Source organism: Pseudomonas sp. dw_612 (genome assembly GCF_018449725.1).
GTDB lineage: Bacteria > Pseudomonadota > Gammaproteobacteria > Pseudomonadales > Pseudomonadaceae > Aquipseudomonas.
The window spans coordinates 76,079-101,819 of the sequence record NZ_JAAVVC010000007.1 but is presented as its reverse complement, the minus strand read 5'-3'; the positions used below and the strand labels follow the sequence as shown (position 1 = coordinate 101,819).

The following is a 25,741-nucleotide window of genomic DNA, read 5'->3' as shown; positions in this document are numbered from 1 at the left end:
TAAGGTGCCTTGAAAAGAGAAATTGGAAAGGGGTTACACCAGGTTTTCCTTGAGCCGACGCGCAACCACGGGCGGCGGCATGGTGGGCCGGCCGAGGTTGTCGAGCGCCCCGCAATTGACCGGCACATGAATCAGGTGCGGTCCTTCAGGCCGTTGCGCCAACGCCTCTTGAAGGTCAGCGATGGAGTGGCAACGGGTCGCGCCGCGATAACCGCACGCCAGGGCGATGGCGCAGAAGTCGACGTTATAAGCAGCACTCTTCTGGCCGCCGGTAGAGTCGTACGTCTGGTTATCGATCACGATGTGCGTGAAGTTGCGTCGTGCGCTGATCGCGATACTGGTCAGGTTCCCCAGGTGCATGATCGCGGCCCCGTCCCCATCGAGCACATAGACGGACTGCTCCGTGGCCAATGAAAGGCCATGGGCGATGGCGCTGGCGTACCCCATAGAACCCACGCAATAGAAATTGCGCGGTCGGTCATCGATGGTGAACAACTCGCGACCGGTCTTGCCCGTGGTCGCGACCAGCACGCTGTCCGCCGGGGTGTGGGCGACGATGGCACTCAAGGCCTGGGCACGACTGGGCAACTGCACGGATGCAGCCGCCGGGGCGAGGTCCGGCACAGCGCCGGAGGCCGTGAACGTGCCGCCCTCGATCACCAGGGCATGGGTTTTTTCAGTGGTTTTGATCGCCTGCTGCGTGGCGCGCAACAGCGCCCGTGCAGCCTGCGGGTCCTTGGGCAGAACCTGCCAGGGGATGCCCAGCAACGTCAGCAGGTCGGGCGTGATCTTGCCCATCAGTGCGTGTTGCGGTTCATCTTTCTCGCCCGGCGTCCCGCGCCAGGTGACCAGCAGCAGCGTGGGGATCTGGAACGTATCGTTCAGCGAGGTCAACGGGTTGACCATATTCCCCAAACCGGAGTTCTGGCACATCACCGCCGCCGATTCACCGCCCAGCCACAGACCACTGGCAATCGACAGCGCATCACCTTCACTGGAGGCGATGAGGTAACGGGTATCCTGGCGCGCGATACTTTCGTTGATCAGCGGGGTCAGGAATGAGCAGGGAACACCCGTGAGATAACGGATGCCGCCACTGACCAGTTCATCGACAAAATCAGATGCGTCAATCATGGTGATCCTTCACTTAACCGAGGATGAAGTCAGGCGGTGGCCGGCATCAGGTATTTGTCTTCGGCCAACTGCGCTTCGGCTTCGCCGGTCAACATGAAGATCTCTTCAAGGGTGGCGATATCTTTTTCGATGAACGATACGTTCTCGTTCTTCTGGATCTGCTGGGTGATGCGCTTCATGGCATGGATGGAAGCACGCAAGCTGTGGTTGGCCCAGATGACCGTGCTGATGCCGGCCTCTTTATAAAGATTGGTTTCCACGCTGGAGTACTTGGTCGGCACGATGATGACCGGGCATTGGTCCTTCCATAGTTCCTTGAACTCCAGCACTTCGCTGGCGTCCTTGCGCTTGGAGTGGATCAGGATCGCGTCGGCGCCGGCAGCGTGATACTTGTGCGCGCGCTCCAGGGCTTCATCCATGCCCAAGCCGCTGATCAGCGCTTCGACGCGGGCGACGACCATGAAGTCGTCGTCCAGTTGGCTGTCCTTGGCGGCGCGCAACTTGCCGCAGAACTCATCGGCATTGGCCAGGTCATTGCCGCCGGAGATGAATGAGTTGACCTTGGGAAAGAGTTTGTCTTCCAGGCAAACCCCGGCGATCCCGCGCTGGCAGAGTTTCTTGGTCAAGCGACGCACGTTGTTGAAGTTGCCGAAACCGGTATCGCCGTCGACCAGAATAGGCACCGACGTGTGATCGCTCATGAACTCGACGATGTCGAGGATCTGCGTCCAGGACGCCTCGTTGCGATCGCACAAACCCAGGGACGCGGAAATCGACAGACCCGATGCCCAGAGCCCCTTGAAGCCGCTCTCTTGCGCAATCCTGGCGCTCAGAGCGTTGTGGGCTTCCATGAGGAAACTGGTGTTTTTGTCCTGAATCAATGACTTCAACGTTGTTGTTTTTTTCATTGTCGTATTCCTTTAGAGGGTCATTCCATGAAGGACGGAGGTGTTGCGTTTGCAAGGCACTGCTACAGCGAGCGGACTACAGCCCTCCCGCCAGATCAATAAAACTGCCGGTGACGTAAGAGGACTGTTCGGACAGCAACCACAAAACGGCAGCGGCCACTTCTTCCGGTTCGCCACCACGGCCCATGGGCAAGCGGGACTTGAGCTTGTCGACCCGGTCCGGGTCACCGCTCAAGGCATGAAAGTCGGTGCGGATGAAACCGGGGCGTACGGCGTTGACCCGAATGCCATCCGGCGCCACCTCTTTGGCCAGGCCAATGGTCAAGCTGTCCACCGCGCCTTTGGAGGCGGCGTAATCCACGTATTCACCGGCCGAACCCAGTCGCGAAGCGGCCGAGGACACATTGACGATGGTGCCGCCCGCCCCGCCGTGCTTGTTCGACATCCGCAAGATCGCGTGTTTGCAGCACAACACGGTGCCGAACACGTTGGTGGCGAACACCTGACTGATGCGTTGCCAGTCCATGTTTTCCAGGCGACTCGCCTGGCCCACCGTGCCGGCACTGTTGACCAGCGCGGTGAGACGCCCCAAACGCGCGTCGACTTCCAGAAACAGCCTTTCGACGTCACGCTCGACACTGATGTCGGCCTGCACCGCGATGGCTTTGCCACCGAGCGCTTCCAGTTGCTGACACAGCGCCTCTGCAGCACGGGCGTCGCGCAGGTAGTTGATACACACCGCGTACCCCTGCTCCACCGCCAGCCTGGCAGTCGCCGCACCAATCCCGCGACTGCCGCCGGTGATAAGCATCACGTTGGACATGACGCTTACTCCCCGATCTTCTTGATCACGTAGTACGTGAACTGGCCGATCTGCTGGCGAAGTCGATCCCGCTCAGCGATGTAATCCTGTGCGGTGCCTTCGCTGACCATCCGCTCGACGCGGCTCAATACATCGGCCAGTTCCTGTTCATCCAGCAAGGCAAAGTGCGAGTCACCCTGGCGGAATTCCAGCGAGGCCAAAGAGTGTGGATCGAAATAACCGGCCTTCTGAATAATGCTGTCGATATTGATCACCCGATCGGTAATCTCGAAGCCGATCGTGCGCAAGAAGGCTTGTAACGGTTCATATTCGATAAATCGCGGCTTCATGCGATTGACCGCTTTTTCAATCAACTTGCCCCACCACACACCGTTTTCCAGTTGATTATGGGTGATGGTATTGATCAGAATAATCCCGTCATCCTTCAGTGACTTGGCCGCTTCACCGAGAAAATGCTTCACCGCTTTAAAATCATCGGCCGGGTCCAGATGATGCAAGGACTGATTACACATCACCGCGTCGTACACTTGGCCTTCGCTGGCATACAGGGACAAGTCGCATTGTTTCCAGACGGCGTTATTCAGGTCGTGGCTTTCGATCTTTTGCTTGCACTGCGCCAACATGTTTTCGCTGTAGTCCGCGCACACCACATTAATACCCGTGCGCGCCAACTCCAGTGCATAGTTACCGGTGCCACAACCTGCATCCATCACGGTCATCAGATGCGCAGACTTATTCAACTTGGCCAGATAACCCAGAATAACTTCAATGCCGACAGCAGTTCGCGTCTTATCATAATTAATAGACGTCGTATTATAGTGCTCGTATTTACTCACAAGACATTCTCGACTTATATAACAGTGAATTGCCGCCCGGCACTGACAACCCGATAAACAGGTTCAGGCAGAGGCGATAAGGGAAAACAGCTCTTTTGCTTTAAAACCCATGCGGGTTTTTATCTTATGGTTGGTTCTGCCAATTTCGATGGTGTCCAATCCTTCCTGTTTGGCATAACGGAAGGCTTCCAGCATGCACACGCTATAAGGGCTGAAGTCGGTCTTGTCATAAGACATGCCCGCCGCCCATATATGCAAGGTCTTATCATGAACAAAGCAGACCATGACCCCTAAAACCAGGTCATGCTCCTGCACGCTGATAAGGCGGATCAACCCGGCGCACGTTTCCACAAACGGCTTGAACGCCGCCGGCGGGTAATAATCCGGGGTGCCGTGCCGGGCACTGGTGACGCAGACCAGTTCGGCGATCTGCGCCAGATCGGCCACCGGCAACGCCTGCACGCGGGCCTGATGATCACTGGCCTTGAGTTTTCTTTGCTGGCGATTCATTTCCCGGCGACCGTCTGCGGGCAGCCCGGCAATATAGTCTTCTACCGTGTCGACACAGGCGATGTCCATGAAGTAACGGTCCCACATGAAACTCGCCTGATAGCCCTCGAAAACACCGGCGGACACCAGTTGATCATTGGCGATGTTGATCAAGCCGACATACTTGGCCCCCAGGCGGGAACCCAGCGCTTTTATCGACTTGAATATTTCGCCGCGAATCAAATCAGGCTGATCCGTCACCGCAACAATCTCACTCTGATAACCATGCATGATATGGCCAAGACAGACGAGACCGTCATTGAAGTTCAGACCGGTCGCACGGGACAAAGAACCAAAAGGGTCGGGAGAGCGTTGTGAATAGACAACGGTAAAACCCACCAGCGTGGTGTGCTGATAAGCAAGAATATAGTAGGCGTCAAGAATGGGCAGCAGCGGGTAATAATGGGCAGCCCTGAGAAAACGGACATCATAGAAAAACGAAGCATGGGCGGCGGTGTTCAGCCCAGTTATGTCACTCAAGGGCAGTTGTTCAAAGTCGCTAATTATTTTTATTAATGTACTCATACCGTAACAATATCCATATCCCGAGTTCATCCGTTCGCCAAACCTAGCGCACCGAACAGAACACGTCAAGAAGCAACAATTCTTAATTCAAGTACTATATCCAGACTGTTTCGGCGACTTGAATCCACGGTGGACGGAGACTGTTTTTAGCCATCAAGCACAACAAAACCGGGACCCAAAACGAATAACCCAGACGAAAACCAACCCTGTCTGCCGGGCTTCCCCATCAATACTATTTTATAAAACGGACACTTGAGAAATGGGCTTTCCAATGAAAATTAATTGCAGAACGATGGTGCCAAGTCGCCGCATAAACACTGGCCTATACAGGTACTTGATACAGCCTTATATAGGTAGTAATACGTAGAAGAATTATTTTGAAATATATTCTGTCAAAAACTTGCACCCTCGAAATACTCGACTATACATTGCTGGGGCCGCACGGACTTGCGCAGCCAGAATCGCCAAAAGGGGCGGTTTTTCAGAGGGAGCTGAACACGATGATCATCACCGCCAGGCACCGCTTGATCAGCAGCAATCTGCCTGCAACCCCGTCTTCGGACACCCACGCTCTGACCAGCCGCACCCTCCTCCACTCGATAGACCCGTTCATCGCGATATTCAGCCCGTAACGGCGTCGACTTCGCCGCCGGATCACCTCGCGCACCGGCAACCCAGCCGCTTCATTCACGCCTGGAACGACTGCTCGACAGCGCGCAGATCGCGCGTCTCCAAGATTTGAACCCGTGTAATCCAATAGCCTAAAAACAACAAAGGAAACGGCTCATGCTTGTAAGAAAACTCGACGACGTCCGGAACACCGACAGCCACAAGAAAGCCGAGACCTGGGACAGCGTACGCATGCTGCTGGCCAGGGACGGCATGGGTTTCGGTTTCCACATCACGACCATGTACGCCGATACCGAAACGAAAATGCAGTACCTCAACCATCTGGAATGCGTGTACTGCATGGCAGGCGAAGCCGAGATTGAAGACGTCAAGACCGGCACCCGACACGTCATCACGGCGGGCTCGATGTACGCCCTCAATGAACATGACAGTCATGTCGTGCGCTGCAAAACCGACTTTGTCATTGCCTGCGTGTTCAATCCGGGCCTGATCGGCAACGAAACCCATGACGCCTCGGGCGCGTACCCGGCATCGGCGTAAGACGCATGTCTTGAAAAGGATTTTCTTATGTTGATCGGTGCCATTAGCGACTACCTGAAGTCCTGGCGTTCGGGAATTGACTTCGCCTACCTGAATTTCAAGGATCACCCTCGCGGCTGCGAGATGCTGGAACACCTCATCGAGAACGGTCACAAGCCGTCCCTGGTCATCGAAGAACTCTGCGAGGCGGGCATCGCCGGCACGCTGGAGCAGAATGAAGTGCTGCAGCAATTGCCCGGTTATATCCCGGGCGAAACGGCTGAAAACCTGTGCCGTCGCCACGACATCCCCTACCGGATCGTCAGCAACCTGAATGATGAGCAATGCCTGCACCTGATTCAGGCCAGCGGCGTCGAACTGATCATTCTGGGCGACACACGCATCATAAAATCGCACCTGATCGACGCCTCGGGCATGGGCATCATCAATGTGCATCCCGGCATTTTGCCCGAGGTTCGAGGCAACAATCCCTACGCCTGGGCCGTGCTTGAAGGGGCGCAACAAGGCGTCACCGTGCACTTCATCGACAAGGGCGTCGACACCGGCCCGATCCTGAAGAAGGTGCTGCTGGACACCGCGCCGAAAAACTACGCGGCGCTGGTCAAAAGCCTGAACACCCTGTGCGCCCAGGCGCTGGTCAGCGTGCTGGACAACCTGGCCAACGGCCTCGTCAGTGTCAGCGTACAACCCGATAACGCCCCGCCCACCCGTAAAGAAGCGTCCAAAGACATCAAGAAGCAGGCAAACCACATTCTGGAAAGTGGCCGCATGAGCGCGCCAGTCAGGGAGCAAGAATGCTGAATATCTTCGAAGAAAACGAATCCGAAGTCCGGACTTACTGCCGCAGCTTCCCGGCGATTTTCAAGAAAGCCGCCGGCTCCCTGATCTTCGACGCGCACGACACCCCTTACGTCGACATCCTCAGCGCCGCTGGCTCGCTGAACTACGGGCACAACGATCCGGACATCATCAAAGCCGTTATCGATTACCTGGCCGAAGGGCACATCGTTCAGTCGCTGGACCTTCACACCGACGCCAAGCAAAGGTTCATCAGCACCTTTGTCGAGCGCATCCTCAAGCCCAGAAACATGCACTACAAGCTGCTGTTCCCCGGCCCCACGGGGACCAACGCTGTGGAAGCGGCCTTCAAACTGGCGAGGAAATCCACGGGTAGAAAGAACGTCATCAGCTTCAGCGGCGCATTCCATGGCATGAGCCTCGGCGCGCTGGCCGCAACAACCAACAAGAAGAAACGCGCCGGTGCCGGCGTGACCCTGAACGACGTCACGATCCTGCCCTACGACAATGCGTTCGGTGAGCGCATCGATACCGCCACCCTCGTCGAGCAAATGGTCCTCGACCCGAAGTTCGGCATCGACGCCCCGGCCGCGTTTATCGTGGAAGTCATACAGGGCGAAGGCGGACTGACGGCAGCCAGTACAGCGTGGCTCAAGCGTATCGAAGCGCTGTGTCGCAAAGTGGGCGCCCTGCTGATTGTCGATGACATTCAGTGCGGCTGCGGACGCTCAGGCAAATTCTTCAGTTTCGAAGACGCGGGCATCAGCCCCGACGTGATTCTGTTGTCCAAATCCCTCAGCGGCTTCGGCACGCCGCTGTCCCTGGTGCTGGTCAAACAGGAAAACGATGTGCTCAATCCCGGCGAGCACAACGGCACCTTTCGCGGCAACAACCTGGGTTTCGTCGGTGCCACCGCCGCCATCGAAAAATTCTGGAGCAACAACGCGCTGGAACAAGGCGTGCAGGAGCGCGAGCGCTACATCTTCAACCGGGTCAACCGCTTGATGAACACTCACGGCCAGCACCAATTGCAGTACGTCGGACGCGGCCTGCTCAGCGGCATTCGCTTTACCGACCCGCAACTTCCTTCGCGTCTTTCAGACAGGTTGTATGAGCAAGGTTTTATCGTTGAAACCTGCGGCCCGCTGGACGAAGTGTTGAAGTTCCTGCCGTCCCTGGTGATCGACATCCCGCTGTTGGCGCGCCTGTTCGACGCCATCGAAAAAGAACTGAAACAGCTCTTCGATGTACACCACCAGGACACGCGAAAAAAACAAGGAGCCTTGTCATGAGCGATAACACCTCGATCCTGTTCAACAGCCGCACCGCGATGTTCGATAACGTGCGCAAAAGCTTCCTGGAGGCCGAATCCCTGCCACCGGCCTGCTACAAGGACAAAGACTTCTACAATGCCGAAGTCGACAACATCTTCCTCAAATCCTGGTTGTTCATCGGCCGCGCGGAAAAACTGCCGACGCCCCTCGCCTACTTCGTGGTCGACATCCTGAACGAATCCGTTCTGGTGACCCGCAACGACGAAGGGAAAATCCAGGCCTTTCAAAACTTCTGCCGTCACCGTGGCGCGCGGCTGCTCGATGGTCATGGCGTGGCGAAACAGATTCGCTGCCCCTATCACAACTGGGGCTACTCCCATAACGGCGACCTGGTCGGCGCGCCCGACATGAAACGCACCGAACACTTTTCGAAAGCCGATAACGGCCTGCTGAAAGTCAGGCTCGAAAGCTGGGCGGGGTTTCTCTTCATCAACTTTGACCCCGATGCCGTACCGCTGCTGGACTACCTCGGCGACCTGCCGAAAACCCTGGAAAAGTACGACCTGGCCAACATGCACTGCATCAAGGAAATCGATCACGCCGTGGCGTGTAACTGGAAGCTGTACACCGAAGTCGACATGGAGGATTACCACGCCCCCACAGTGCATCCGTTGTCCATCGGCCAGCAGGTGTTCCCGAGGCAACCATCGAGCGGCGAATACGAGACGACCTTCTACGAGTGCCCGAAAACCGTGTCGGTCATGTCCACCGATCACGGTCCGGTTTTTCCGCACATCGAGGGCCTCAGCGGCAAAGCCGCGACCGGTACCTACTTCACGATGATCTACCCGGGGTTTTTCCTGGTGACCACCCTCGACTCCTGCTGGTGGATCAACAAAATCCCGGTGGACGAGACGAACTCTGCGGTCGATGTCGGCTACTGCTTTCCGAAAAGCACCGTGGCACGGGACGACTTCGAAGCGATCTCCAAACGCTACATCGAGCGTTGGGATATGGTGATCGACGAAGACAACAAGATTTGCGAACGGCATCAGCGCGGCATCAGTTCACGCTGGAGCCTGCCCGGCAGGCTGTCCTTTCACGAAGAAGTGGTCAACGTGATGAACAACTGGGTCCTGGACCGCGTATTGCCACAGGAGAGCACGACAGATGCCCACTCATAGTTCGTCCAGACCGACCTACCAACTGATCCTCATCGGGTTGCTCAGTTCGGCGTTCTTCAGCGCGACCTTCATCATGAACTACGTGATGCACCTGGACGGCGGCCACTGGGCCTGGTCGGCCGCGCTGCGGTTTCTGTTCATGCTGATGCTGCTGTTTCCGTTCCTGTTGCTGGCAAAAGGCACGGCTTTCATGGCGGAACTGTTCCAGGTTTTTTTCAAGAATCTGGTGTTCTGGTTGATCGCGGGGACGATCGGTTTCGGCGTGTTCTATGCCGGGATTTGCTACGCCGCCGATTACTCCCGTGGCTGGCTGGTGGCCGCGACCTGGCAATCCACGGTACTGGCTAGCCCGCTGGTGCTGGTGTTGTTCGGTCTGAAAATGCCGACGCGGGGGATTCTGCTGTCGATCTTCATTGTGCTGGGCGTGGTGCTGGTGAACTACGCGCAGTTCAAACAAGGGATCGCGACCAACGACCTGCTCTATGGCGTGATCCCGGTGTTGATCTCGGCATTTGCCTACCCGATCGGCAACCAGATGTTGAACGGCGCCAAGACCGGGTCGCTCAAAGCGGTGAAGAAAATCGACTCGACGGTCCTGACCTCATCGGCGGCATGTGTCTTCCTGATGAGCCTCGGTTCCGTGCCGTTCTGGCTGCTGCTGGTCCTGTACGTTCAACCGCCGCCGCCTTCCGCCGGTCAAATCTATGGCAGCCTGTCGGTCGCGCTGTTTTCCGGCGTGTGTGCAACCAGCCTGTTTTACTGGGCGCGGAACAGCACCACCTCGGCGATGCAGATTGCAGCGGTCGATGCGACACTCGCCGGCGAAGTCATCGTGACCCTGATCGCGGAAATGCTGTTCCTCAAGCAACCGGCCCCGGACGCCCTGTCCATGGTCGGGCTGGTCATTATTACCCTCGGGTTGATCGGCTATTGCTATCGCAGCGCCGCCAGCGCCCCGGCCAAACCATTGGTGGTGATAAAAGGCGAGTCGCCGTAAGACCGGCGGCTTCTCCCTGAGCAGGTGCCATGCGCACACGCGAACGGGAGAAGCCGGCATTCTGATCGATGGGTCCGCGCCGGGACAAAATCATCACTAGACTGCAAGAGGTTTGACTCCGCAGCGGATATCCATTCACAGCCGACTATCAGGCGCCTGACCATGGGAAGACTTTGGCGAAAGTATCTGGCCTTGCTGGACACCGACTTCACCACTCAGGTGTTCGACAACATCAAGAACCTGCTGGTCTGCGCGCTGCTGTTCGCGGCGGGCACCAATGCGTTGCACAGCGAGCATCGCCCCTACATGGGGCTGCTCACCTCGGATGTCGCGGGCTGGGCGCTGATCGTGGTGTCGGCGCTGCTGATGCTGCTGAACGTCAGCGACGGTATACGGCGCTTGTCCCGGCTGCCGTATCACACGGCGTTCCAGGTGATTTTGTTTCTGATTTATCTGGTGCTGGCGGTGCGGGTGGTAGAAATTGTCTGGGATTTTCGCGCATAGGAAAGATCGGCGGGCAACACCAGATCAAACCGCGCGCCCAGCTCTTTACGCCCCGCCGCCGTCAATGCCAATGCCCGACTGTCCAGGTCCTGGGTCACCCATTTGCGCTTGATTGCCACCTGCAATAACGCCGCCCCCAGCGAGCCGCCCAGGTGCGGCCGGCGCATGCTCCAGTCCAGACACGGGCAAGCGAAGCGACGACGCAGCGTATTCAAGTCTTTGACCTCGATGCCCAGCCCTTCGAAAAACGCTTCGCCGCTGTCGCTCAGTTGATAAACCTGCTCGTCGGTTTCCAGCAACCACCCCGCTTCGATCATCCGGTCATGCAGCAACACCGCCAGGGTGCCGGCCATGTGGTCGTAGCAGGTGCGGGCGAATTGCAGGCGATCCGGCGTGCGCGGGTTGAAGGTGGGCGCAGCGTTCTGGCCGATGACCATCAAGGCTTCCAGCGCCTGGGCCACCCGTTTATCGGCGAGGCTGTAATAACGATGGCGGCCCTGGATGTGCAGGCGCACCAGCGCCAGATCCTTGAGTTTGGCCAGGTGCGCGCTGGCGGTGGACGCGCTGACCTCGGCAATCGTCGCCAGCTCGGTGCTGGTGCGGGCGTGGCCATCCATCAGCGAACAGAGGATTTTCGTCCGGGCCGGTTCCGCAATCGCGGCCGCTACCTGAGAGACGCCGATGTCGTGTTGTTCAACGTTCATATTTCGCTCCCGGACGAATCAAGGCCTTTGTGAACTGGAGATAGTAGCAACACTTTCCCCACCACGAACAAGGCTGCGCCCCATGGACCCGATCATCGCTGCGACTCATGCCGATCCTTATCCCTACTACGCAAAACTACGCACCGAGGGTGGGCTGGTTTTTCATCAAGGACTGAAACTGTGGGTGGCCAGCAGCGCGGCTGCCGTGGCGGCAGTATTGGCGCATCCGGATTGCCACGTACGCCCGTCGGCTGAGCCGGTGCCGAAGACAATTGCTGAAGGTCTGGCGGGTGAGGTGTTTGGTCGATTGATGCGTATGAATGAAGGTGAGCGCCAGGGTTGCCCTCGGTCGGCGATTGAGCCGGGGCTTGCATTGATTGATGTGAATGAGGTTCGGGCATTGGTCAGTGCGCGGTTGATCACACCCGACGCTGACGGATTGACCAAAGCGATGTTTCGCGGACCGGTTTGTGTGGTCGCTGCGTTGCTGGGATTTTCACCGGCTCAGGCTCGGGTTGTCAGCGAGTTGACCGCCGACTTCGTGGCGTGCCTTTCGCCGCTGAGCCATCAGGCTCAACTCGACGCTGCCCACGCGGCGGCTGAACAGTTGCAGGGTTATTTCAATGAGTTGCTGGATGATCCGGATGCGCAAAGTTCGCTACTGCTCGGCATTCGGCAGCGGTTCGTGTCTTCGGACAATGAAATGCTGATCGCCAACCTGATCGGGCTGTGCTCGCAGGCGTATGAAGCCACGGCCGGGTTGATTGGCAATGCGCTGGTGACATTGATTCGAAACCCGTCATTGCAACGTGATTTGTCCTCAACCGACGACCTGATCGCAGAATGTCAGCGCTTCGATCCTTCCGTGCAAAACACCCGCCGTTTTGTCGCCGCCCCCTGCGAAATCGACGGCATCAGCCTGAACCCCGGCGACACGATCCTGGTGCTGCTGGCCTCGGCCAATCGTGATCCGCTGCTGAACGACACCCCCGATGCTTTCATTCTTGATCGCCCGAACCGTCGCAGTTTTACCTTCGGCAGCGGCCGTCACCAGTGTCCGGGGCAGCTGTTGGCGCTGAGCATCGCCAGTGCAACGTTGATGCAAATTCTTGCCCTGAAACCCAAGCTGGACAGTTTGACCTGGCAGTACCGCCCTTCTCTCAATGGGCGTATTCCGCTGCTCCGCACAATGTAAAACCCTGATGTACCGCGTTATCGTTCTTCGCGAGCAAGCCCGCTCCCACATTGGTTCGGTGTGCATACAAATCCCTCTGTGGGAGCGGGCTTGCTCGCGAAGACGGCGTGACAAACAACACCTCTCCGTCGACCAACACAAACCCCTGTGGGAGCCGGGCTTGCCCGCGATGACGGCGTGACAAACGACGCATCATTTCCAGACTGACGGTCGCCAAGAAACCCATCAATCATCCCGCGTCAAAACCTCCAGCAATTCAATCTCAAACACCAGATTCGAATTCGGCGGAATCGCCCCCATCGTCCGCTCGCCATACGCCAGGTGCGCCGGCACCAGCAGTTTGCGTTTACCGCCCACCTGCATGCCCATGATCCCCTGGTCCCAGCCTTTAATGACCCGACCAGTCCCGATCACGCATTGAAAAGGCTTCCCTCGGCTGTAGGAAGAATCGAACTCTGTGCCGTCTTCCAGCCAACCGCAATATTGCGTGGTGATCAGCGCGCCCTTGACCGCTGCTTTGCCATCGCCCAATTCAAGGTCGATTACCTGAAGCTCATCATTCATTACATGCACTCTTCTGTTCATTCCCCCGAAAGGGCTTCATGGCCGCCGTTTTCCCAGAATTGAGCGCAATTGGCAACCGTTCGGGCAGGTTTTGCTCTATTTCCGGGCGTAAGCGTGAACTAAGATAAGCAGCATCACCTCCACGGTTAACCACGCCATGACGGCTATCCCTGAATGAGTGTCCTCTGGATCAGCGCTGCCATTGGCTCAGTGATGCTTGCCTTGTTGGTCGTGCTGCTCTGTCGCCTGTATTTCCTGCAACAGCAACTCACCGAATGCCGTGCGCTGATCGCCAGCCTGTCCACGGGGCAAAACATTCATCTGGACGGTGACGCCGAGCGCTTCAAGCGCAGTCAGTATTTCGCCCGTATCGGCACCTGGGATTGGGACGTGGATACTGACAAGCTCTACTGGTCGGAGGCGATCTACGGCATGTTCGGGTTCAAGACCGGCGAAGTCACACCCTCCTACGCCTTGTTCTGTTCCTGCGTGCACCCGGACGACCGGGCCAAGGTCCGCGCCGGGGAATTACGCTGCCTGGAAACCGGCGAAAACCATGACGAGGAATACCGCGTGGTCTGGCCCGACGGCACCATTCGCTGGTTGCGCGAGACCGGCAACGTGGTGAAAAACGATCATGACACCACGATCAAAATGATGGGCGTGGTGCGCGACATCACCGAAGAAAAAGCCTCCGCCAGTTACCTGCAACACTTGGCCCATTACGACCCGCTGACCGGCCTGCCCAATCGTCTGGTGCTCGAAGAACGCCTGTCCGATGCGCTGGAACAGGCACGCATCAGCGCCACACGGGTAGCGCTGGTGTTTGTCGACCTCAATGGTTTCAAGGCGATCAACGATCATTACGGCCATGCGGCTGGCGACCGGGTGCTGGTCACCACCGCCACGCGACTCAAACGAATCCTGCGCTCAACCGACACCGTCGCCCGGATTGGTGGCGACGAATTCGTGGTCATCCTCCAAGGCCTGCCACCCGGCATCAACTTGCAGGATGAAGCACGCAGCATCTGCCAGAAAATCTTCGTCGAACTCTCACCGCCGGTGACGATTGGCAATGATCAGCGACACATCGGCACCAGCCTCGGGGTCGCGGTGTTCCCGGACCATGCGCCGAGCATGGATCGGCTGATTCATATTGCGGACCTGGCGATGTATGAGGCCAAGCGAAGTGGGAATAATCAGTATCGGTTGGGGATCACCAGCCCGACGCGTGTTCATAGCGAGTAACGCCGAACGCGCGCCAAGACACTGGCTATACGGTTTAACGCTCCACCGGCGTGACATCCACAATCGTCCCATTCGTAATCTTCACCATCATGTACTTGTCATTGATCTGCACCCACTGTGCATCCGACGCCGGTGCCTTCAGGCCTTTTTCCTTCCAGTTTTTCACGGCTTTTTCGCTGCGCTGATACATATCCGGCGCGCGGTCGCCTTTTACCAGACTGCGGGCGTTGTTGACGCCGGGCTGAACGGTTTTCTGGGGGGTCTCTGCGGCTTGGGCGATGGGGCTGATGGCGGCGATGCCTGCGACAAGGGCGAGGCTGGCTATAAGGGTTTTGCTGTTCATCGGTGAACCTCCTGGGATGTCGTGGTGATTGAGTTCCGACTGCGCGCGTGGCGAATCATTCCTTACTGTAGCGATGATTTTGCGGCGCACTGTATCGCAGACATCACGTGGAGGCGGCGTAGGCTGCCTGAAAACCATCGGGACTCACCGCCATGCACATCGCCATTCTGACCTTCGATGGTTTCAACGAACTGGATTCGTTGATCGCCTACGGCATGCTCAGCCGGATATCGCTACTCGGGGACCCGGACTGGCGGGTGAGTATCGCTTCGCCGACGCCGTGGGTAACTTCGATGAACGGCTTGACCATCGATTCGCACATCGATCTGCAGCAAGCCTGCGAATCCGATGCGGTGCTGTTCGGCAGCGGCAGGAAGACCCGCGAAGTGGCCGCCGACCCGGCAATCATGGAGCAACTGAAATTCGACCCGGCGCGGCAATTGCTGGGCTCGCAATGCTCCGGCACGTTTCTGTTGGCCAAACTCGGCGTGCTTGGAGAGGCCCCGGCGTGCACCGATACCACCAGCAAGCCCTGGGTGCAGGCGGCGGGTGTGAACGTGGTCAATCAGGCGTTCTACGCCAACGGCAACATTGCCACGGCGGGTGGGTGCTTTTCGTCGCAATACTTGTCGGCGTGGTTTTTGGCGCGGCTCAAGGGCACAGAAGCGGCGCGGGAAGCGCTGCACTACTTCGCGCCGGTGGGTGAGAAGGATGAGTACGTGGCTCGGGGGATGGCGCATATCGAGGCGTACATCTGACAGGTGGGTTACCTGTTAGTACGCCTTCGCGAGCAGGCTCGCTCCCACATTTGATCTCAGTGGTTCACTGATTCTGCGTTCACCGAAGCGCCCCTGTGGGGGCTTGCTTGCGAAAGCGGTGTGTATGTCGAAAGGGATGTTGAAGGTGAGGGCCTCTTCGCGAGCAAGCCCGCTCCCACAGTTGATCCGGGACACCCGCAAATCATGCGAGCGACACAAATCCCCTGTGGGAGCGAGCTTGCTCGCGATGGCGGTGTGTCTGGCAACATCATTTCATCTGCCGGGCTGACGCACGCAGCCCCAGCCTTTATCCTTGTCACCCCCGCTATACCGAGTCTATGGAGTTTCGCCATGCCCCATGAAGGCAACCTGTTGCAAGCCGCTGTCGTGTTTCTGTTCGCGGCGGTGCTCACCGTGCCTTTGGCCAAACGCCTGCAATTGGGCGCGGTGCTGGGTTATTTGTTTGCCGGGGTGATCATCGGGCCGTCGGTGCTGGGGTTGATCGGCAATCCGCAAAGCGTCAGCCATATCTCCGAACTGGGGGTGGTGTTGCTGCTGTTTATCATCGGCCTGGAACTGTCGCCACGACGTTTGTGGGTGATGCGAAAATCGGTGTTTGGTGTTGGCTTGGCGCAAGTGCTGCTGACGGGCTCGATGATTGGCGTGCTGGCGTTGTTTGTGTTCGGCCAGTCGCTGAACAGCGCGATTGTGCTGGGCCTGGGCCTGGCGTTGTCGTCCACCGCGTTTGGCCTGCAAAGCCTGGCGGAACGCAAGGAACTGACCAGCCCCCACGGGCGACTGGCGTTTGCGATTCTGCTGTTCCAGGACATCGCGGCGATCCCGTTGATTGCCATGGTGCCGCTGCTGGCCGGCGGCGATCACACCACCAGCGCGGCGCAAGATTTGAACCATGGTTTGCGGGTGTTGGGCAGCATTGCGGTCGTAGTGATCGGCGGGCGTTACCTGCTGCGACCGGTGTTCCGGGTAGTGGCCAAGACCGGTCTGCCGGAAGTGTCCACCGCCACCGCGTTGCTGGTGGTGATCGGCACCGCGTGGCTGATGGACCTGGTCGGCGTGTCCATGGCCCTGGGGGCGTTCCTCGCCGGCTTGCTGTTGGCGGACTCCGAATACCGTCACGAACTGGAAGCGCAGATCGAACCGTTCAAGGGTTTGCTGCTGGGGCTGTTCTTCATCAGCGTCGGCATGGGCGCCAACCTGAGCTTGCTGCTGAGCGCGCCGATCACGGTGCTGGGCCTGACCCTGCTGCTGATCGCCATCAAGTTGCCGCTGCTGTTTGTCGTCGGTCGACTGGCCGGTGGCTTGGGCAAGGTCAGCGCGATTCGCCTCGGCATCGTACTCGCGGCCGGTGGTGAATTTGCGTTTGTGGTGTTCAAGATCGGGCGCGATCAGGGTCTGTTCGAGCCGCGCCTGTACGACTTGCTGGTGCTGACGATCACCTTGTCCATGGCCGTGACGCCGTTACTGTTACTGCTGTGCGCACGGCTGTATTCGCCGAAAGTGCAGCCGGTGGTCGTGCCGGAGAAATTCCGCGAAATCGACACCGACTCCCCGCGTGTGGTGATTGCCGGCATGGGGCGGATGGGGCAGATCGTGGCGCGGATTCTGCGGGCGCAGAACATCAAATTCGTGGCGCTGGATACCTCGGTGGAAACCATCGAACTGTCCCGCAGCTTTGGCGGTGTGCCAGTGTTTTACGGTGACCCGATGCGCCCGGAAATCCTCAGTGCGGCCAAGGTTGAGCAGGCGGAATACTTTGTCATTGCCACCGACGACCCGGACACCAATATCAAGACCGCCGAAGTGGTACATCGCTTGTACCCGCACATCAAAATCATCGCCCGGGCGCGCAACCGTCAGCACGTTCACCGTTTGGTCGACGTCGGCGCCGAGGCGATTCGGGAAACCTACTATTCCAGCCTGGAAATGAGCCGGCGCACGCTGGTTGGCCTCGGGCTGACCCAGGCCCAGGCGGATGCGCGGATCAAGCGCTTCAAACATCACGATGAACAGGTGCTGGAAGCGCAGCACGCGGTGTATGACGATGCGGCGAAGGTCTTGCAAACGGCGCAGGAAGCCCGGGCGGAATTGGCCAAATTGTTTGAGTCCGATCAGTTGGAGGAGCAGGAGTCGGGTAAGGTTTGAAGGCCTGCGTAACAGACAGGCCGCCTTCGCGAGCAAGCTCGCTCCCACAGGGAGGCTTCGGTGAACACAAAATATGTGGACGACCGAGACCCACTGTGGGAGCGGGCTTGCTCGCGAAAGCGGTGGATCAGGCGAGAAGGATGTTGGATGTGACGGCCCCTTCGCGAGCAAGCCCGCTCCCACAGGGGGGATTACGCCATTTCCCGCTCTTTCACCTCAAACCCGGCCTTCACTTCAAACCGATCCGCCAGAAACGGCGTGATGTCCAGCGGCAGCGGTTCGTGGTTCACCAGTTTATCCAGCAGTACCCCGGTGATCGCCGACGTCAGGATACCGGTGCGGAAATGCCCGCACGCATTCAGATAACCCTCCACGCCCTTCATAGGCCCAAGAATCGGCAGTTCATCCGGCGATCCCGGACGCAGCCCGGCCCAGGTGCGCTTGAGGTTGACGTCGGCCAGTTCCGGGATGCAGCGCACCGCGCCTTGCACCAGCCCGGCGATTTCCGGGTAGGTAGTGGTGACGTCGAAGCCCTTGTCTTCAGTGGTGCTACCGATCAGGATTTCGCCGTTGTCCTTCTGCGCCACGTAGCAATCGCTGGTGGTCAGGCAACCGCGCAGGATCTTCGGCATGCGCTCGGTCAGCAGAATCTGGCCCTTCACCGGGTTCACCGGAATACGAATGCCGGTGGCCTGCTCGCTCAGGTCCGCCGCCCAGGCACCGGCCGCGTTGATCAGGGTGTCGCAATGAAACACCCCGGCCTCGGCGGTTTGTACGCCGGTGACCCGCGAACCGTGGTGCAACACCCCAGTGACGTTGGTGTTGAAGTACATGTCCACGCCGTTCTGCCGCGCGCCTTCGGTATAGGCATCGGCCAGGCGGAACGGGCTGACCTGGTGATCGCAAAGAAACTCCAGCGCCCCTCTTGCCTCGTGGCTGACGGCGGGCTCGGCTTCGCGCAGGGCAGCCTGATCGAGCCAGCGCACCTGATCCGCCAGGTGCGGAATACAGGCGACGATATGCTCGGCGTAGAGTCGATCCTCATCGTCGTAGATCACAAACTTCAGCCCGGTCTTCTCGAACTTGAAATCCATCCCGTGGTTGTCCTGCAGCTCCTTGTGCAGCGCCGGGTACATGGCGTTGGACTTCAAGGCGAAATCGAAGAATGACTGCGGCAGGATGTGCGGCGTGCTGGAGTCCACCACCACCGCCGAGCCGTGGGCTTCGCGCTTGCGATTGGCCGACATCATCCGAAAGAAAATCACCCCGCAACCCAGGCCCACGGATTCTCCGATGGCCCACAAGCCGCCGGCGGAGGCCCGGGTCGCGTTACCCGGACGCTTGAAGTCGATCAACGCGACCTTGAGGTTTTTGCGTTTGGACAATTGATAGGCGCAGGACGCCCCGATCACACCGCCGCCGGCGATGACCACGTCATAGAACTTACTCATGATTGGCAGCCTCCGTGGCGGCGTTGTGGAAGGCTGAAAACGGAATCGGATCGATCGGAAAGCGCGGTCGCAACCAGCCCACGTCCTGGAGCCCGGTGGCTTCGCGCAGGCGATCGCTGCAATAGCCGACGCACATTCGGCCCTGACAGTCGCCCATCGTGACCCGTGTGCGCATTTTCAGGCTGGCGATGTCTTGCACGCCCTGCTCCAGCGCCCGGTCGATGTCGGCGCGGGTGGCGTGTTCACAACGGCAGATCACCGTATCGGCAGCGGGCAATGCGGTCTGTCCGGCGCCGCGTTCGGTGTAACGATCGACTGCGGCACGAAAGCGTACGATCGACTTGAGTTTCGACAGGCAACGGTCACGCCTGACCAATGCCAGCTCCGTGTCCAGCACATCCCGTTGCAACAGGATCGACAACGCCGCGATCCGCCCGGCGAGCATCGCTGCTTCGCCGCCACGAATCCCGCCCATGTCACCGGCCAGGTGCACGTGAGGCTCGTTGCTTTGTTGCCAGATATTGGCACTGGCCCGCAGGTAGCCGTCGTCGCTGAAACCGTGGTTCAGACCAATTTGCTGGCTGAGTTGGGTGCGCGGGATAAAGCCATAGCCCACCGCCAACGTCTGGGCCGGAATTTTCTCGGCGCGGCTGAGGTCCGGCACCCAGGTGCTGGAATATGGCGCCACCGTAACGGATTGCAGCTCGCCATCGCCCTGAGCCTCGACCACGCCCCAGCCGTAATACATCGGGATGCCGTGCAATTTGAGGAACGCCAGCATGCTCAAACCGTCGAGAAACAACTGCGGTTTGTTCAGCAACGCCAGGCTTTCCCGGGCGATCTTGCCGAACGCGCAGGCCTCATAAACCCCGGCGACCGTCACCCCGGACGCGTGCAACTGACACGCCACCAGCGGCAGCAACGGCCCGGTGCCGGTAATCACCACCGGCCCTTGGGGCTTGACCACGCCACTCTTGATTTGCAGTTGCAGGCCGCCGAGCAGAATCACGCCGGGCAAGGTCCAGCCGGGAAACGGCACGCTGCGCTCATGGCAACCGGCCGCCAGCAGCAGTTGCGGATATTCGATTTCGTGCAAGCGCTCATCACCGTCCAGCACCACCAGCGCACGAGTACCCTCGGCACCGACCACACGATGATTGAGCCGCACATCGATCAGGCCCGATTGTTCCTGGAATTCGCCGTGCAGTTTGCCCAGCACTTCGGAGTAACGCGGCCCCAGATAATCAAGCTGAACGCCATCGCGCAACGGTCCGCGATAGACCACACCGCCAAGTCGCGAGGCTTCTTCGAGCAAGGTGCAGCGCACGCCATGCCGGGCCAGTTCAATGGCCGCGGCCATGCCCGCCGGCCCGCCGCCGACGATCACCGGATGCAGGCTCATAAGACCTCCTGCTCGACGACGCGATTGACTTGGGTTTCGACGGTCATGCCGTCACGGACGAGGGTCTGACAGGCGCGACGCTTGTGCCGGCCGTTGATTTTCACCAGGCAGCATTGGCACACGCCCATGCCGCAATAGGCGCCACTGATTTGATCGTGATCGTTGCGCGCCACCTGGCGCAGACCAAGGGATTGAATGACCGTGAGAACGGTTTCGCCGATAGCGGCGCTGACCGGTTGGCCGTTGATGTGCACAGTCATATCCGCCCTGACCAGCGGCTGGATATCGAAGGTTCTGTCTAAGCGTTGCATTGCGATGTTCTTCCGTGAAAGATTCAGGTGGGTTTCGTCAGCTCCATGCTGCACTACACCTTGCTGGCCAACTGAATACATAACTGCGAGGAGGTCTGCATTGGTACTTCGACAGCGCGATAGCGGCGCCTCAAAGAACTGTAGTCGATGCCGCAGCGAGGGCTTGGATCATTTACGTTAAGCGATATTTCAAAATGAAATATTGATCCACGCCAGTGAAACCGCCCCCCGCTTCAGCCCGGGCCTCAGTTGGAAAACACGTACTGCCCCTTGATTTTTTTCGGACCGATAAATGCCAGGTCCGGGAACAGCAATGTCTTGAGCCAGGCCACATAAAACACAATGCCCAGCGTGACAGCGGCCCCAATCAGCGTCGAAACGGGGTCCTCGGTAAAGCCTTTAAACAACTGCGCAGACTGGCTGAGGGAAAGGATGACGTAGACGGTGAAATACTGCGCCCGATGCTTGTAGAAGCCGTAGGCAAACCACAACGGAATAAGTGCCGCGAATACGGTGAAAAACACCGTCGCCTTCGGCCCGATCATCGAGCCCAAAAAGAACCCGACGATGGCACCGAGCACCGCTTGTGCAATGGTCAGCCCGAGCAGGATTTTGACCTTGCCTGCATGCTGCTCCTGTCGTGCCGGTTCCAAGTGCGAGCCGATCCAGTAAGCCAACACCTTGTCCTTGATCGCCCCGCCGGAAAACGCCTTGAAGGTCTCGGTTTTCGAGCGTCCGGCGTCGAGCATGGCCACGATCTGCTGTTTGATTTCCTTCTTGTCCAACTCAATTCTCCCTGACACACCCAGATAAAATGTGGGAGCGGGCTTGCTCGCGAAGGCGGTGTATCAGCCAATACAAATGCTGAATGTAAATCCGCCTTCGCGAGCAAGCCCGCTCCCACAGTTATTAAATCGCGTTACATAGTGCCCTAGAAAGCAAAACGCCGCTTCTACCAGAGGCAGAAGCGGCAGAGGCATGCGCCTCAGAGGGATCAGTGCATGAACAGGGCGATCAAAATGATGATCGGGATGGGCACGCCAAGAAAGAACAGAAGTAGTGAGCGCATGATGATTCTCCTGGGTTAGCGAACAGGTGGCAAAGTGGTGGTCGCATAGGCGTCCGATTCCAGATACACCACGGCATCCCGACGACGACCGCCAAAAGTCGCGGCCAGGCTGGCAAAGAACGCACCGGCCAGCAGCGCAATGAACATCCACAACGCGGTCCAGGCAGCGACTTTGGCGGCGGTGTCGGCGGCTTGTTGAGCGGCCACTTTGGCGTCGGCAATCGCTTTCTGGGTCCGGGCGTAGACTTCATCGACCCGGCGCTCGGCGTCGGCTTGAGTCAGGTTGGTACGCTGGGCAACCAGTTGGGCGAGGTAGGTCCGGTCTTCGGCGGCCAGTTGACCGTTGTTGCTCAGGCTGCGCACGAAGATGCGGGTCACGGTGCCACGGGCGGCGTCATCGCTGACGGCGACCGGGCGATCATCGCGGAACAGGCTGTCGACGAAGTAACCGTACTGATCACTGTTGGTATTACCGGCAGCGGTGCCCGCCGCTTGGGTCACGGCACTCGCAGCGCCACGGGCGACACTCGCCCCGGCCTGCACACCCCCACTGACGATGCTGCTGACCGAGCCGACCACCAGGGTCGCGGTCACCAGCGTTGCCACGCACCAGGCCAGAAAGCCATGGGCCGTGTCACGGAAATAGACTTCATCACCATGCATGTTGGCCCACTTCACCCGCAGGCGACCGGCAATGTAACCGCCGAGTCCCGACGCCACAATTTGCGTGACCGCCAGCCAAATGATCGTTGAAATGCCCAGGCCCTTGGCGCTGACGCCCTCGTTGGCCCACGGTGAGACAGCCGAAAAGCCCAGGCCGAAGCCGAGCAACACCAGAATCAGCGACAACGCCGCTGCGGCAGCAGCCCCGGCGAAGATCGCGCCCCAGGACACGCCAGAGAGCGTGCTTGACTCTTCTGCGGCAGGATAAAACCCCTCTGAGGATCTATTCATTATTGTTCAGCTCCAGGCATGAAAGATGGTGTTACAACTCGTCGAAACAGGAATTGCAGACACCGTGCCAGTCGCCAAATTTAAATAAATCGTTGTAGATCAAAAGGTTAAAAATTCTAAAAATCCTAAGACCTTGCATTTTGCAATAGCTGCTTAATATCAGCGGGTTTTATGCATTGGGCCCGGCGCTGCCGTGTGGTTATTTTCGCTTGTAGCTTTTATTACCGCTTGGCGTCAGGCAATACACGCCGCCTCGGGGGCCGGTGCAGAACGTGCTGGTGCCGCACGCGCAACCATCGTTGCTCTGTAACAGCGACTGCGGCCGCGCCTGGCTTTGGCCGCCATACATGGCCGAACAGCTCTTTTTCGAGGCGCTGATAGAGCCGTCGTTACACAAAAACAGTTCGCCGTCGCAACGATCAATACCGCCCTTCTTCCCAGAACACGGGGTATTACCGGCCCAGGTGGCAGAACTGATCACGCTCAGCATCAGTACAAACATCGGCATCCAGCCACGACGAATCAACGTGCGCACAGTGCAACTCCTATCAAAGTCATGGCCCGATGATATCAACCTTACACGCAAACAAACGCCGCATACGCAAGGTTCCTCAACCAACATGAAAGTTAATTTAATAACCCGCGCGCATTTCTTGGCAAAATGCCCTCATTCTGTAACGAACTGAATAGCAGGCCCGCCCTATGACCCGCATCTTGACCATCGAAGACGACGCCGTGACCGCCCGGGAGATCGTGGCTGAATTGAGTAGCCACGGTCTGGACGTGGATTGGGTGGACAATGGCCGCGAAGGCTTGGCGCGCGCGGTCAGTGGGGACTACGACCTGATCACCCTCGATCGCATGCTGCCGGAACTCGATGGACTGGCCATCGTCACCACGCTGCGGACCATGGGCGTGGTCACGCCGATCCTGATGATCAGTGCCCTCTCCGACGTCGACGAGCGCGTGCGGGGCCTGCGTGCCGGCGGTGACGATTACCTGACCAAACCGTTCGCCACCGATGAAATGGCCGCGCGGGTGGAAGTGTTGCTGCGTCGGCAGAACACCGTCAGCGCCCAAGCCACTACGCTGCGGGTGGCGGATCTGGAACTGAACCTGATCAGCCACGAAGCCAGCCGCAGTGGTGAATTGCTGACCCTGCTGCCCACCGAATACAAATTGCTGGAATTCCTGATGCGCAACACCGGACAGATTCTGTCGCGAATGATGATTTTCGAAGAGGTCTGGGGTTATCACTTCGACCCCGGCACCAACCTGATCGACGTGCACATCGGCCGCCTGCGCAAGAAGATCGACCCACCGGGCAACGTCCCGTTGATCCGGACTGTGCGAGGCTCGGGGTATGTCATTGCTGAACCCCTCTAAAGGCTGGCGCTCTTCCAGCAGCCGCTTGCTGGCGCTCTACAGTTCACTGTTCGTGGCCTGGAGCGGGATCCTGATGGGGGTCATGTATTACGAGGTGTCCGGCTACCTGGACAATTTGGCCAAGCACTCGTTGATGCAGCGCCAACACCTGTTCTCGCGCTTTCAGGGTGAGCAACTGGTGGATGCCCTCGCCGCCAGCATGACCTTTGACATCCGCGGTATCGACGCCTATGGACTGTTCGACGCCCAACATCGCTACCTCAGCGGCGCCCTGCGGGAAATCCCGGCGGACTTGCCGCTGGATGCGCGCATTCACATGCTTGCCAACTGCGCCGAATCCGACGACCCGACCCTGCCCGCCGACAGTTGCGACGCCGTGGCCACCCCGACCCTCGACGGTCGCTGGCTGGTGCTGGTGCGGGACAACGGTTCGTTGTTTGCCGTGACTCAGATCATCCTTCACGCGCTGTTCTGGGGGGTGTCCCTGACCATTCTCCCCGGCATCGCCGGTTGGCATCTGTTGCGCCGCCGCCCGCTGCGGCGTATCCGTGCGATCCAGGCCAGCGCCGAAGCCATCGTCGCCGGTGACCTGACCCATCGCCTGCCCCTGTCCAACCGTCGCGACGAACTGGACATGCTCGCCGCGATCGTCAACGCCATGCTCGAACGCATCGAGCGCTTGATGAACGAAGTCAAAGGTGTGTGCGACAACATCGCCCACGACCTGCGCACGCCGCTGACCCGCCTGCGGGCGCAGCTCTATAGGATTCAGCAACAGGCCGACGAGAGCTCGCCTCTGGTGCAGCAACTCGATTCAGTGCTGGCCGAAGCAGATACGTTGATGGCACGGTTTCGCGGGTTGCTGCGGATTTCCGAACTGGAGGATCGTCAGCGGCGTTCCGGGTTTGTGCAGCTCGACCCAGTGCCCTTGCTGCGGGAACTGCATGACTTTTATCTACCATTGGCGGAAGAAGGCGAACTGACTTTCTCGCTGGAACTGCCCGCGGTTTTACCTTCACTGAATGGCGACCGGGCGCTGTTGTTCGAAGCCATTGCCAACCTGCTCAGCAACTCGATCAAATTCACCCCGCCCGGTGGCCAGGTGATTTTGCGCGGGATCAATCAGGGCGGGCATACGCGGATCGAAGTGCTCGACTCCGGGCCAGGCATCCCGCCGTCTGAACGTGAAGCCGTGTTCCAGCGCTTTTATCGGGCCGAGGGTGGCAATCAGCAGAGCGGGTTTGGCCTGGGGCTGTCGATCGTCGCGGCGATTGTCAGCCTGCACGGCTTCACCCTGGAAGTCGGCACCAGCGACAGCGGCGGCGCGCGGTTGGCGCTGGATTGTCGGCAGAGCCTGATCCCACAGACCTGACAGACACAATGAAGATCCGCCTGAGGGAGCGAGCTTGCTCGCGAAGACGGTGTGTCAGTCGGCAATGATATTGGCTGACAGTCCACATTCGCGAGCAAGCCCGCTCCCACAGGGGATCT

General features: G+C 58.8%; 26 protein-coding genes. 12 read left to right on the top strand and 14 right to left on the bottom strand.

Annotated elements, in window-relative coordinates; all coding sequences use genetic code 11:
• Positions 1-33: 33 nt before the first annotated feature.
• From aepY to HB680_RS13365, 5 genes are all read right to left on the bottom strand, one after another.
• Positions 34-1,134 carry a phosphonopyruvate decarboxylase gene (aepY, locus tag HB680_RS13385; protein WP_213939105.1) on the bottom strand — a complete coding sequence of 367 codons (1,101 nt, stop codon included), beginning with the start codon at positions 1,132-1,134 and terminating at the stop codon, positions 34-36.
• 29 nt (positions 1,135-1,163) lie between these two features.
• On the bottom strand, positions 1,164-2,042 hold the full coding sequence (aepX, locus tag HB680_RS13380; RefSeq protein ID WP_213939104.1) for a phosphoenolpyruvate mutase: 879 nt from the start codon (positions 2,040-2,042) through the stop codon (positions 1,164-1,166).
• Between the two features lie 76 nt (positions 2,043-2,118).
• Positions 2,119-2,865: an SDR family oxidoreductase gene (locus HB680_RS13375; protein ID WP_213939103.1), complete on the bottom strand. Its 747-nt coding sequence runs from the start codon at positions 2,863-2,865 to the stop codon at positions 2,119-2,121.
• A 5-nt stretch (positions 2,866-2,870) separates the two neighbouring features.
• The gene (locus tag HB680_RS13370) at positions 2,871-3,701 is read right to left on the bottom strand and encodes a class I SAM-dependent methyltransferase (RefSeq protein WP_213939102.1); all 831 of its coding nucleotides are present in this window, start codon (positions 3,699-3,701) and stop codon (positions 2,871-2,873) included.
• 63 nt (positions 3,702-3,764) lie between these two features.
• Complete coding sequence (locus tag HB680_RS13365; protein ID WP_213939101.1) at positions 3,765-4,775, bottom strand: GNAT family N-acetyltransferase; 1,011 nt, start codon at positions 4,773-4,775, stop codon at positions 3,765-3,767.
• A 786-nt stretch (positions 4,776-5,561) separates the two neighbouring features.
• Between HB680_RS13365 and HB680_RS13360 the strand changes: the two genes are divergently transcribed.
• From HB680_RS13360 to HB680_RS13335, 6 genes are all read left to right on the top strand, one after another.
• The gene (locus HB680_RS13360) at positions 5,562-5,945 is read left to right on the top strand and encodes an ectoine synthase (RefSeq protein ID WP_213939100.1); all 384 of its coding nucleotides are present in this window, start codon (positions 5,562-5,564) and stop codon (positions 5,943-5,945) included.
• Between the two features lie 27 nt (positions 5,946-5,972).
• Positions 5,973-6,746, top strand: a complete 774-nt coding sequence (locus tag HB680_RS13355) for a formyltransferase family protein (protein WP_213939099.1) — start codon at positions 5,973-5,975, stop codon at positions 6,744-6,746.
• Positions 6,740-8,035: a diaminobutyrate--2-oxoglutarate transaminase gene (gene ectB, locus HB680_RS13350; RefSeq protein WP_256735526.1), complete on the top strand. Its 1,296-nt coding sequence runs from the start codon at positions 6,740-6,742 to the stop codon at positions 8,033-8,035. Before HB680_RS13355 ends, ectB begins: the two co-directional genes overlap by 7 nt.
• Positions 8,032-9,201, top strand: coding sequence for an aromatic ring-hydroxylating dioxygenase subunit alpha (locus HB680_RS13345; protein WP_213939098.1), 1,170 nt, complete (start codon positions 8,032-8,034; stop codon positions 9,199-9,201). Before ectB ends, HB680_RS13345 begins: the two co-directional genes overlap by 4 nt.
• Positions 9,188-10,198 carry a multidrug resistance efflux transporter family protein gene (locus HB680_RS13340; protein ID WP_213939097.1) on the top strand — a complete coding sequence of 337 codons (1,011 nt, stop codon included), beginning with the start codon at positions 9,188-9,190 and terminating at the stop codon, positions 10,196-10,198. The genes HB680_RS13345 and HB680_RS13340 overlap by 14 nt, the downstream gene beginning before the upstream one ends.
• Before the next feature lie 162 nt (positions 10,199-10,360).
• Entirely contained in the window at positions 10,361-10,702 is a 342-nt protein-coding gene (locus HB680_RS13335; protein ID WP_213939096.1) for a hypothetical protein, read from the top strand.
• On the opposite strand, the gene HB680_RS13330 is transcribed toward HB680_RS13335, so the two are convergent.
• A complete protein-coding gene (locus HB680_RS13330) occupies positions 10,648-11,406 on the bottom strand; it encodes a metalloregulator ArsR/SmtB family transcription factor (RefSeq protein WP_213939095.1) in 759 nt (252 codons plus the stop codon). The two genes, HB680_RS13335 and HB680_RS13330, sit on opposite strands and share 55 nt — an antisense overlap.
• 82 nt (positions 11,407-11,488) lie before the next feature.
• Between HB680_RS13330 and HB680_RS13325 the strand changes: the two genes are divergently transcribed.
• Positions 11,489-12,601, top strand: a complete 1,113-nt coding sequence (locus HB680_RS13325) for a cytochrome P450 (RefSeq protein ID WP_213939094.1) — start codon at positions 11,489-11,491, stop codon at positions 12,599-12,601.
• A 225-nt stretch (positions 12,602-12,826) separates the two neighbouring features.
• On the opposite strand, the gene HB680_RS13320 is transcribed toward HB680_RS13325, so the two are convergent.
• Positions 12,827-13,165 (bottom strand): FKBP-type peptidyl-prolyl cis-trans isomerase, encoded by a 339-nt coding sequence (locus HB680_RS13320; protein WP_213939093.1) that lies wholly within the window; start codon positions 13,163-13,165, stop codon positions 12,827-12,829.
• Positions 13,166-13,339: 174 nt separating this feature from the next.
• Between HB680_RS13320 and HB680_RS13315 the strand changes: the two genes are divergently transcribed.
• On the top strand, positions 13,340-14,413 hold the full coding sequence (locus tag HB680_RS13315) for a sensor domain-containing diguanylate cyclase (protein WP_213939092.1): 1,074 nt from the start codon (positions 13,340-13,342) through the stop codon (positions 14,411-14,413).
• 34 nt (positions 14,414-14,447) lie between these two features.
• On the opposite strand, the gene HB680_RS13310 is transcribed toward HB680_RS13315, so the two are convergent.
• Positions 14,448-14,756: an RcnB family protein gene (locus tag HB680_RS13310; protein WP_213939091.1), complete on the bottom strand. Its 309-nt coding sequence runs from the start codon at positions 14,754-14,756 to the stop codon at positions 14,448-14,450.
• Between the two features lie 152 nt (positions 14,757-14,908).
• Here HB680_RS13310 and HB680_RS13305 point away from each other — a divergent pair, with 152 nt between their 5' ends.
• Together HB680_RS13305 and HB680_RS13300 are read left to right on the top strand one after the other, a co-directional pair.
• Entirely contained in the window at positions 14,909-15,514 is a 606-nt protein-coding gene (locus HB680_RS13305; protein ID WP_213939090.1) for a DJ-1/PfpI family protein, read from the top strand.
• A gap of 351 nt (positions 15,515-15,865) precedes the next feature.
• A complete protein-coding gene (locus HB680_RS13300) occupies positions 15,866-17,677 on the top strand; it encodes a monovalent cation:proton antiporter-2 (CPA2) family protein (RefSeq protein WP_213939089.1) in 1,812 nt (603 codons plus the stop codon).
• Between the two features lie 191 nt (positions 17,678-17,868).
• On the opposite strand, the gene hcnC is transcribed toward HB680_RS13300, so the two are convergent.
• The 6 genes from hcnC to HB680_RS13270 form a co-directional block, all read right to left on the bottom strand.
• Positions 17,869-19,128 carry an FAD-dependent oxidoreductase gene (gene hcnC / locus HB680_RS13295; protein ID WP_213939088.1) on the bottom strand — a complete coding sequence of 420 codons (1,260 nt, stop codon included), beginning with the start codon at positions 19,126-19,128 and terminating at the stop codon, positions 17,869-17,871.
• Positions 19,121-20,530, bottom strand: a complete 1,410-nt coding sequence (gene hcnB, locus HB680_RS13290) for an FAD/NAD(P)-binding oxidoreductase (RefSeq protein ID WP_213939087.1) — start codon at positions 20,528-20,530, stop codon at positions 19,121-19,123. Before hcnB ends, hcnC begins: the two co-directional genes overlap by 8 nt.
• The gene (gene hcnA, locus HB680_RS13285; RefSeq protein WP_213939086.1) at positions 20,527-20,841 is read right to left on the bottom strand and encodes a (2Fe-2S)-binding protein; all 315 of its coding nucleotides are present in this window, start codon (positions 20,839-20,841) and stop codon (positions 20,527-20,529) included. Before hcnA ends, hcnB begins: the two co-directional genes overlap by 4 nt.
• A 245-nt stretch (positions 20,842-21,086) precedes the next feature.
• On the bottom strand, positions 21,087-21,626 hold the full coding sequence (locus HB680_RS13280; RefSeq protein ID WP_213939085.1) for a hypothetical protein: 540 nt from the start codon (positions 21,624-21,626) through the stop codon (positions 21,087-21,089).
• A 299-nt stretch (positions 21,627-21,925) separates the two neighbouring features.
• The gene (locus HB680_RS13275) at positions 21,926-22,864 is read right to left on the bottom strand and encodes a hypothetical protein (protein WP_213939084.1); all 939 of its coding nucleotides are present in this window, start codon (positions 22,862-22,864) and stop codon (positions 21,926-21,928) included.
• 199 nt (positions 22,865-23,063) lie between these two features.
• Positions 23,064-23,366, bottom strand: coding sequence for a hypothetical protein (locus HB680_RS13270; RefSeq protein WP_213939267.1), 303 nt, complete (start codon positions 23,364-23,366; stop codon positions 23,064-23,066).
• A 200-nt stretch (positions 23,367-23,566) separates the two neighbouring features.
• On the opposite strand from HB680_RS13270, the gene HB680_RS13265 reads away from it, so the two are divergent.
• Together HB680_RS13265 and HB680_RS13260 are read left to right on the top strand one after the other, a co-directional pair.
• Positions 23,567-24,250, top strand: a complete 684-nt coding sequence (locus tag HB680_RS13265) for a response regulator transcription factor (RefSeq protein ID WP_213939083.1) — start codon at positions 23,567-23,569, stop codon at positions 24,248-24,250.
• A complete protein-coding gene (locus HB680_RS13260; protein WP_213939082.1) occupies positions 24,228-25,622 on the top strand; it encodes a HAMP domain-containing sensor histidine kinase in 1,395 nt (464 codons plus the stop codon). Before HB680_RS13265 ends, HB680_RS13260 begins: the two co-directional genes overlap by 23 nt.
• The last annotated feature ends 119 nt before the right edge of the window (positions 25,623-25,741 follow it).

Bases quoted from the DNA above. Each gene is read 5' to 3' on its own strand.
- HB680_RS13360 (WP_213939100.1), top strand. From the start codon at position 5,562: ATGCTTGTAAGAAAACTCGACGACGTCCGGAACACCGACAGCCACAAG.
- HB680_RS13355 (WP_213939099.1), top strand. From the start codon at position 5,973: ATGTTGATCGGTGCCATTAGCGACTACCTGAAGTCCTGGCGTTCGGGA.
- HB680_RS13375 (WP_213939103.1), bottom strand. From the start codon at position 2,865: ATGTCCAACGTGATGCTTATCACCGGCGGCAGTCGCGGGATTGGTGCG.
- HB680_RS13265 (WP_213939083.1), top strand. From the start codon at position 23,567: ATGACCCGCATCTTGACCATCGAAGACGACGCCGTGACCGCCCGGGAG.
- hcnB (WP_213939087.1), bottom strand. From the start codon at position 20,530: ATGAGCCTGCATCCGGTGATCGTCGGCGGCGGGCCGGCGGGCATGGCC.
- hcnC (WP_213939088.1), bottom strand. From the start codon at position 19,128: ATGAGTAAGTTCTATGACGTGGTCATCGCCGGCGGCGGTGTGATCGGG.
- HB680_RS13315 (WP_213939092.1), top strand. From the start codon at position 13,340: ATGAGTGTCCTCTGGATCAGCGCTGCCATTGGCTCAGTGATGCTTGCC.
- HB680_RS13310 (WP_213939091.1), bottom strand. From the start codon at position 14,756: ATGAACAGCAAAACCCTTATAGCCAGCCTCGCCCTTGTCGCAGGCATC.
- HB680_RS13330 (WP_213939095.1), bottom strand. From the start codon at position 11,406: ATGAACGTTGAACAACACGACATCGGCGTCTCTCAGGTAGCGGCCGCG.
- ectB (WP_256735526.1), top strand. From the start codon at position 6,740: ATGCTGAATATCTTCGAAGAAAACGAATCCGAAGTCCGGACTTACTGC.
- HB680_RS13365 (WP_213939101.1), bottom strand. From the start codon at position 4,775: ATGAGTACATTAATAAAAATAATTAGCGACTTTGAACAACTGCCCTTG.
- HB680_RS13270 (WP_213939267.1), bottom strand. From the start codon at position 23,366: ATGTTTGTACTGATGCTGAGCGTGATCAGTTCTGCCACCTGGGCCGGT.
- HB680_RS13335 (WP_213939096.1), top strand. From the start codon at position 10,361: ATGGGAAGACTTTGGCGAAAGTATCTGGCCTTGCTGGACACCGACTTC.
- HB680_RS13345 (WP_213939098.1), top strand. From the start codon at position 8,032: ATGAGCGATAACACCTCGATCCTGTTCAACAGCCGCACCGCGATGTTC.
- HB680_RS13340 (WP_213939097.1), top strand. From the start codon at position 9,188: ATGCCCACTCATAGTTCGTCCAGACCGACCTACCAACTGATCCTCATC.
- aepY (WP_213939105.1), bottom strand. From the start codon at position 1,134: ATGATTGACGCATCTGATTTTGTCGATGAACTGGTCAGTGGCGGCATC.
- HB680_RS13275 (WP_213939084.1), bottom strand. From the start codon at position 22,864: ATGAATAGATCCTCAGAGGGGTTTTATCCTGCCGCAGAAGAGTCAAGC.
- hcnA (WP_213939086.1), bottom strand. From the start codon at position 20,841: ATGCAACGCTTAGACAGAACCTTCGATATCCAGCCGCTGGTCAGGGCG.
- HB680_RS13325 (WP_213939094.1), top strand. From the start codon at position 11,489: ATGGACCCGATCATCGCTGCGACTCATGCCGATCCTTATCCCTACTAC.
- aepX (WP_213939104.1), bottom strand. From the start codon at position 2,042: ATGAAAAAAACAACAACGTTGAAGTCATTGATTCAGGACAAAAACACC.
- HB680_RS13260 (WP_213939082.1), top strand. From the start codon at position 24,228: ATGTCATTGCTGAACCCCTCTAAAGGCTGGCGCTCTTCCAGCAGCCGC.
- HB680_RS13300 (WP_213939089.1), top strand. From the start codon at position 15,866: ATGCCCCATGAAGGCAACCTGTTGCAAGCCGCTGTCGTGTTTCTGTTC.
- HB680_RS13320 (WP_213939093.1), bottom strand. From the start codon at position 13,165: ATGAATGATGAGCTTCAGGTAATCGACCTTGAATTGGGCGATGGCAAA.
- HB680_RS13305 (WP_213939090.1), top strand. From the start codon at position 14,909: ATGCACATCGCCATTCTGACCTTCGATGGTTTCAACGAACTGGATTCG.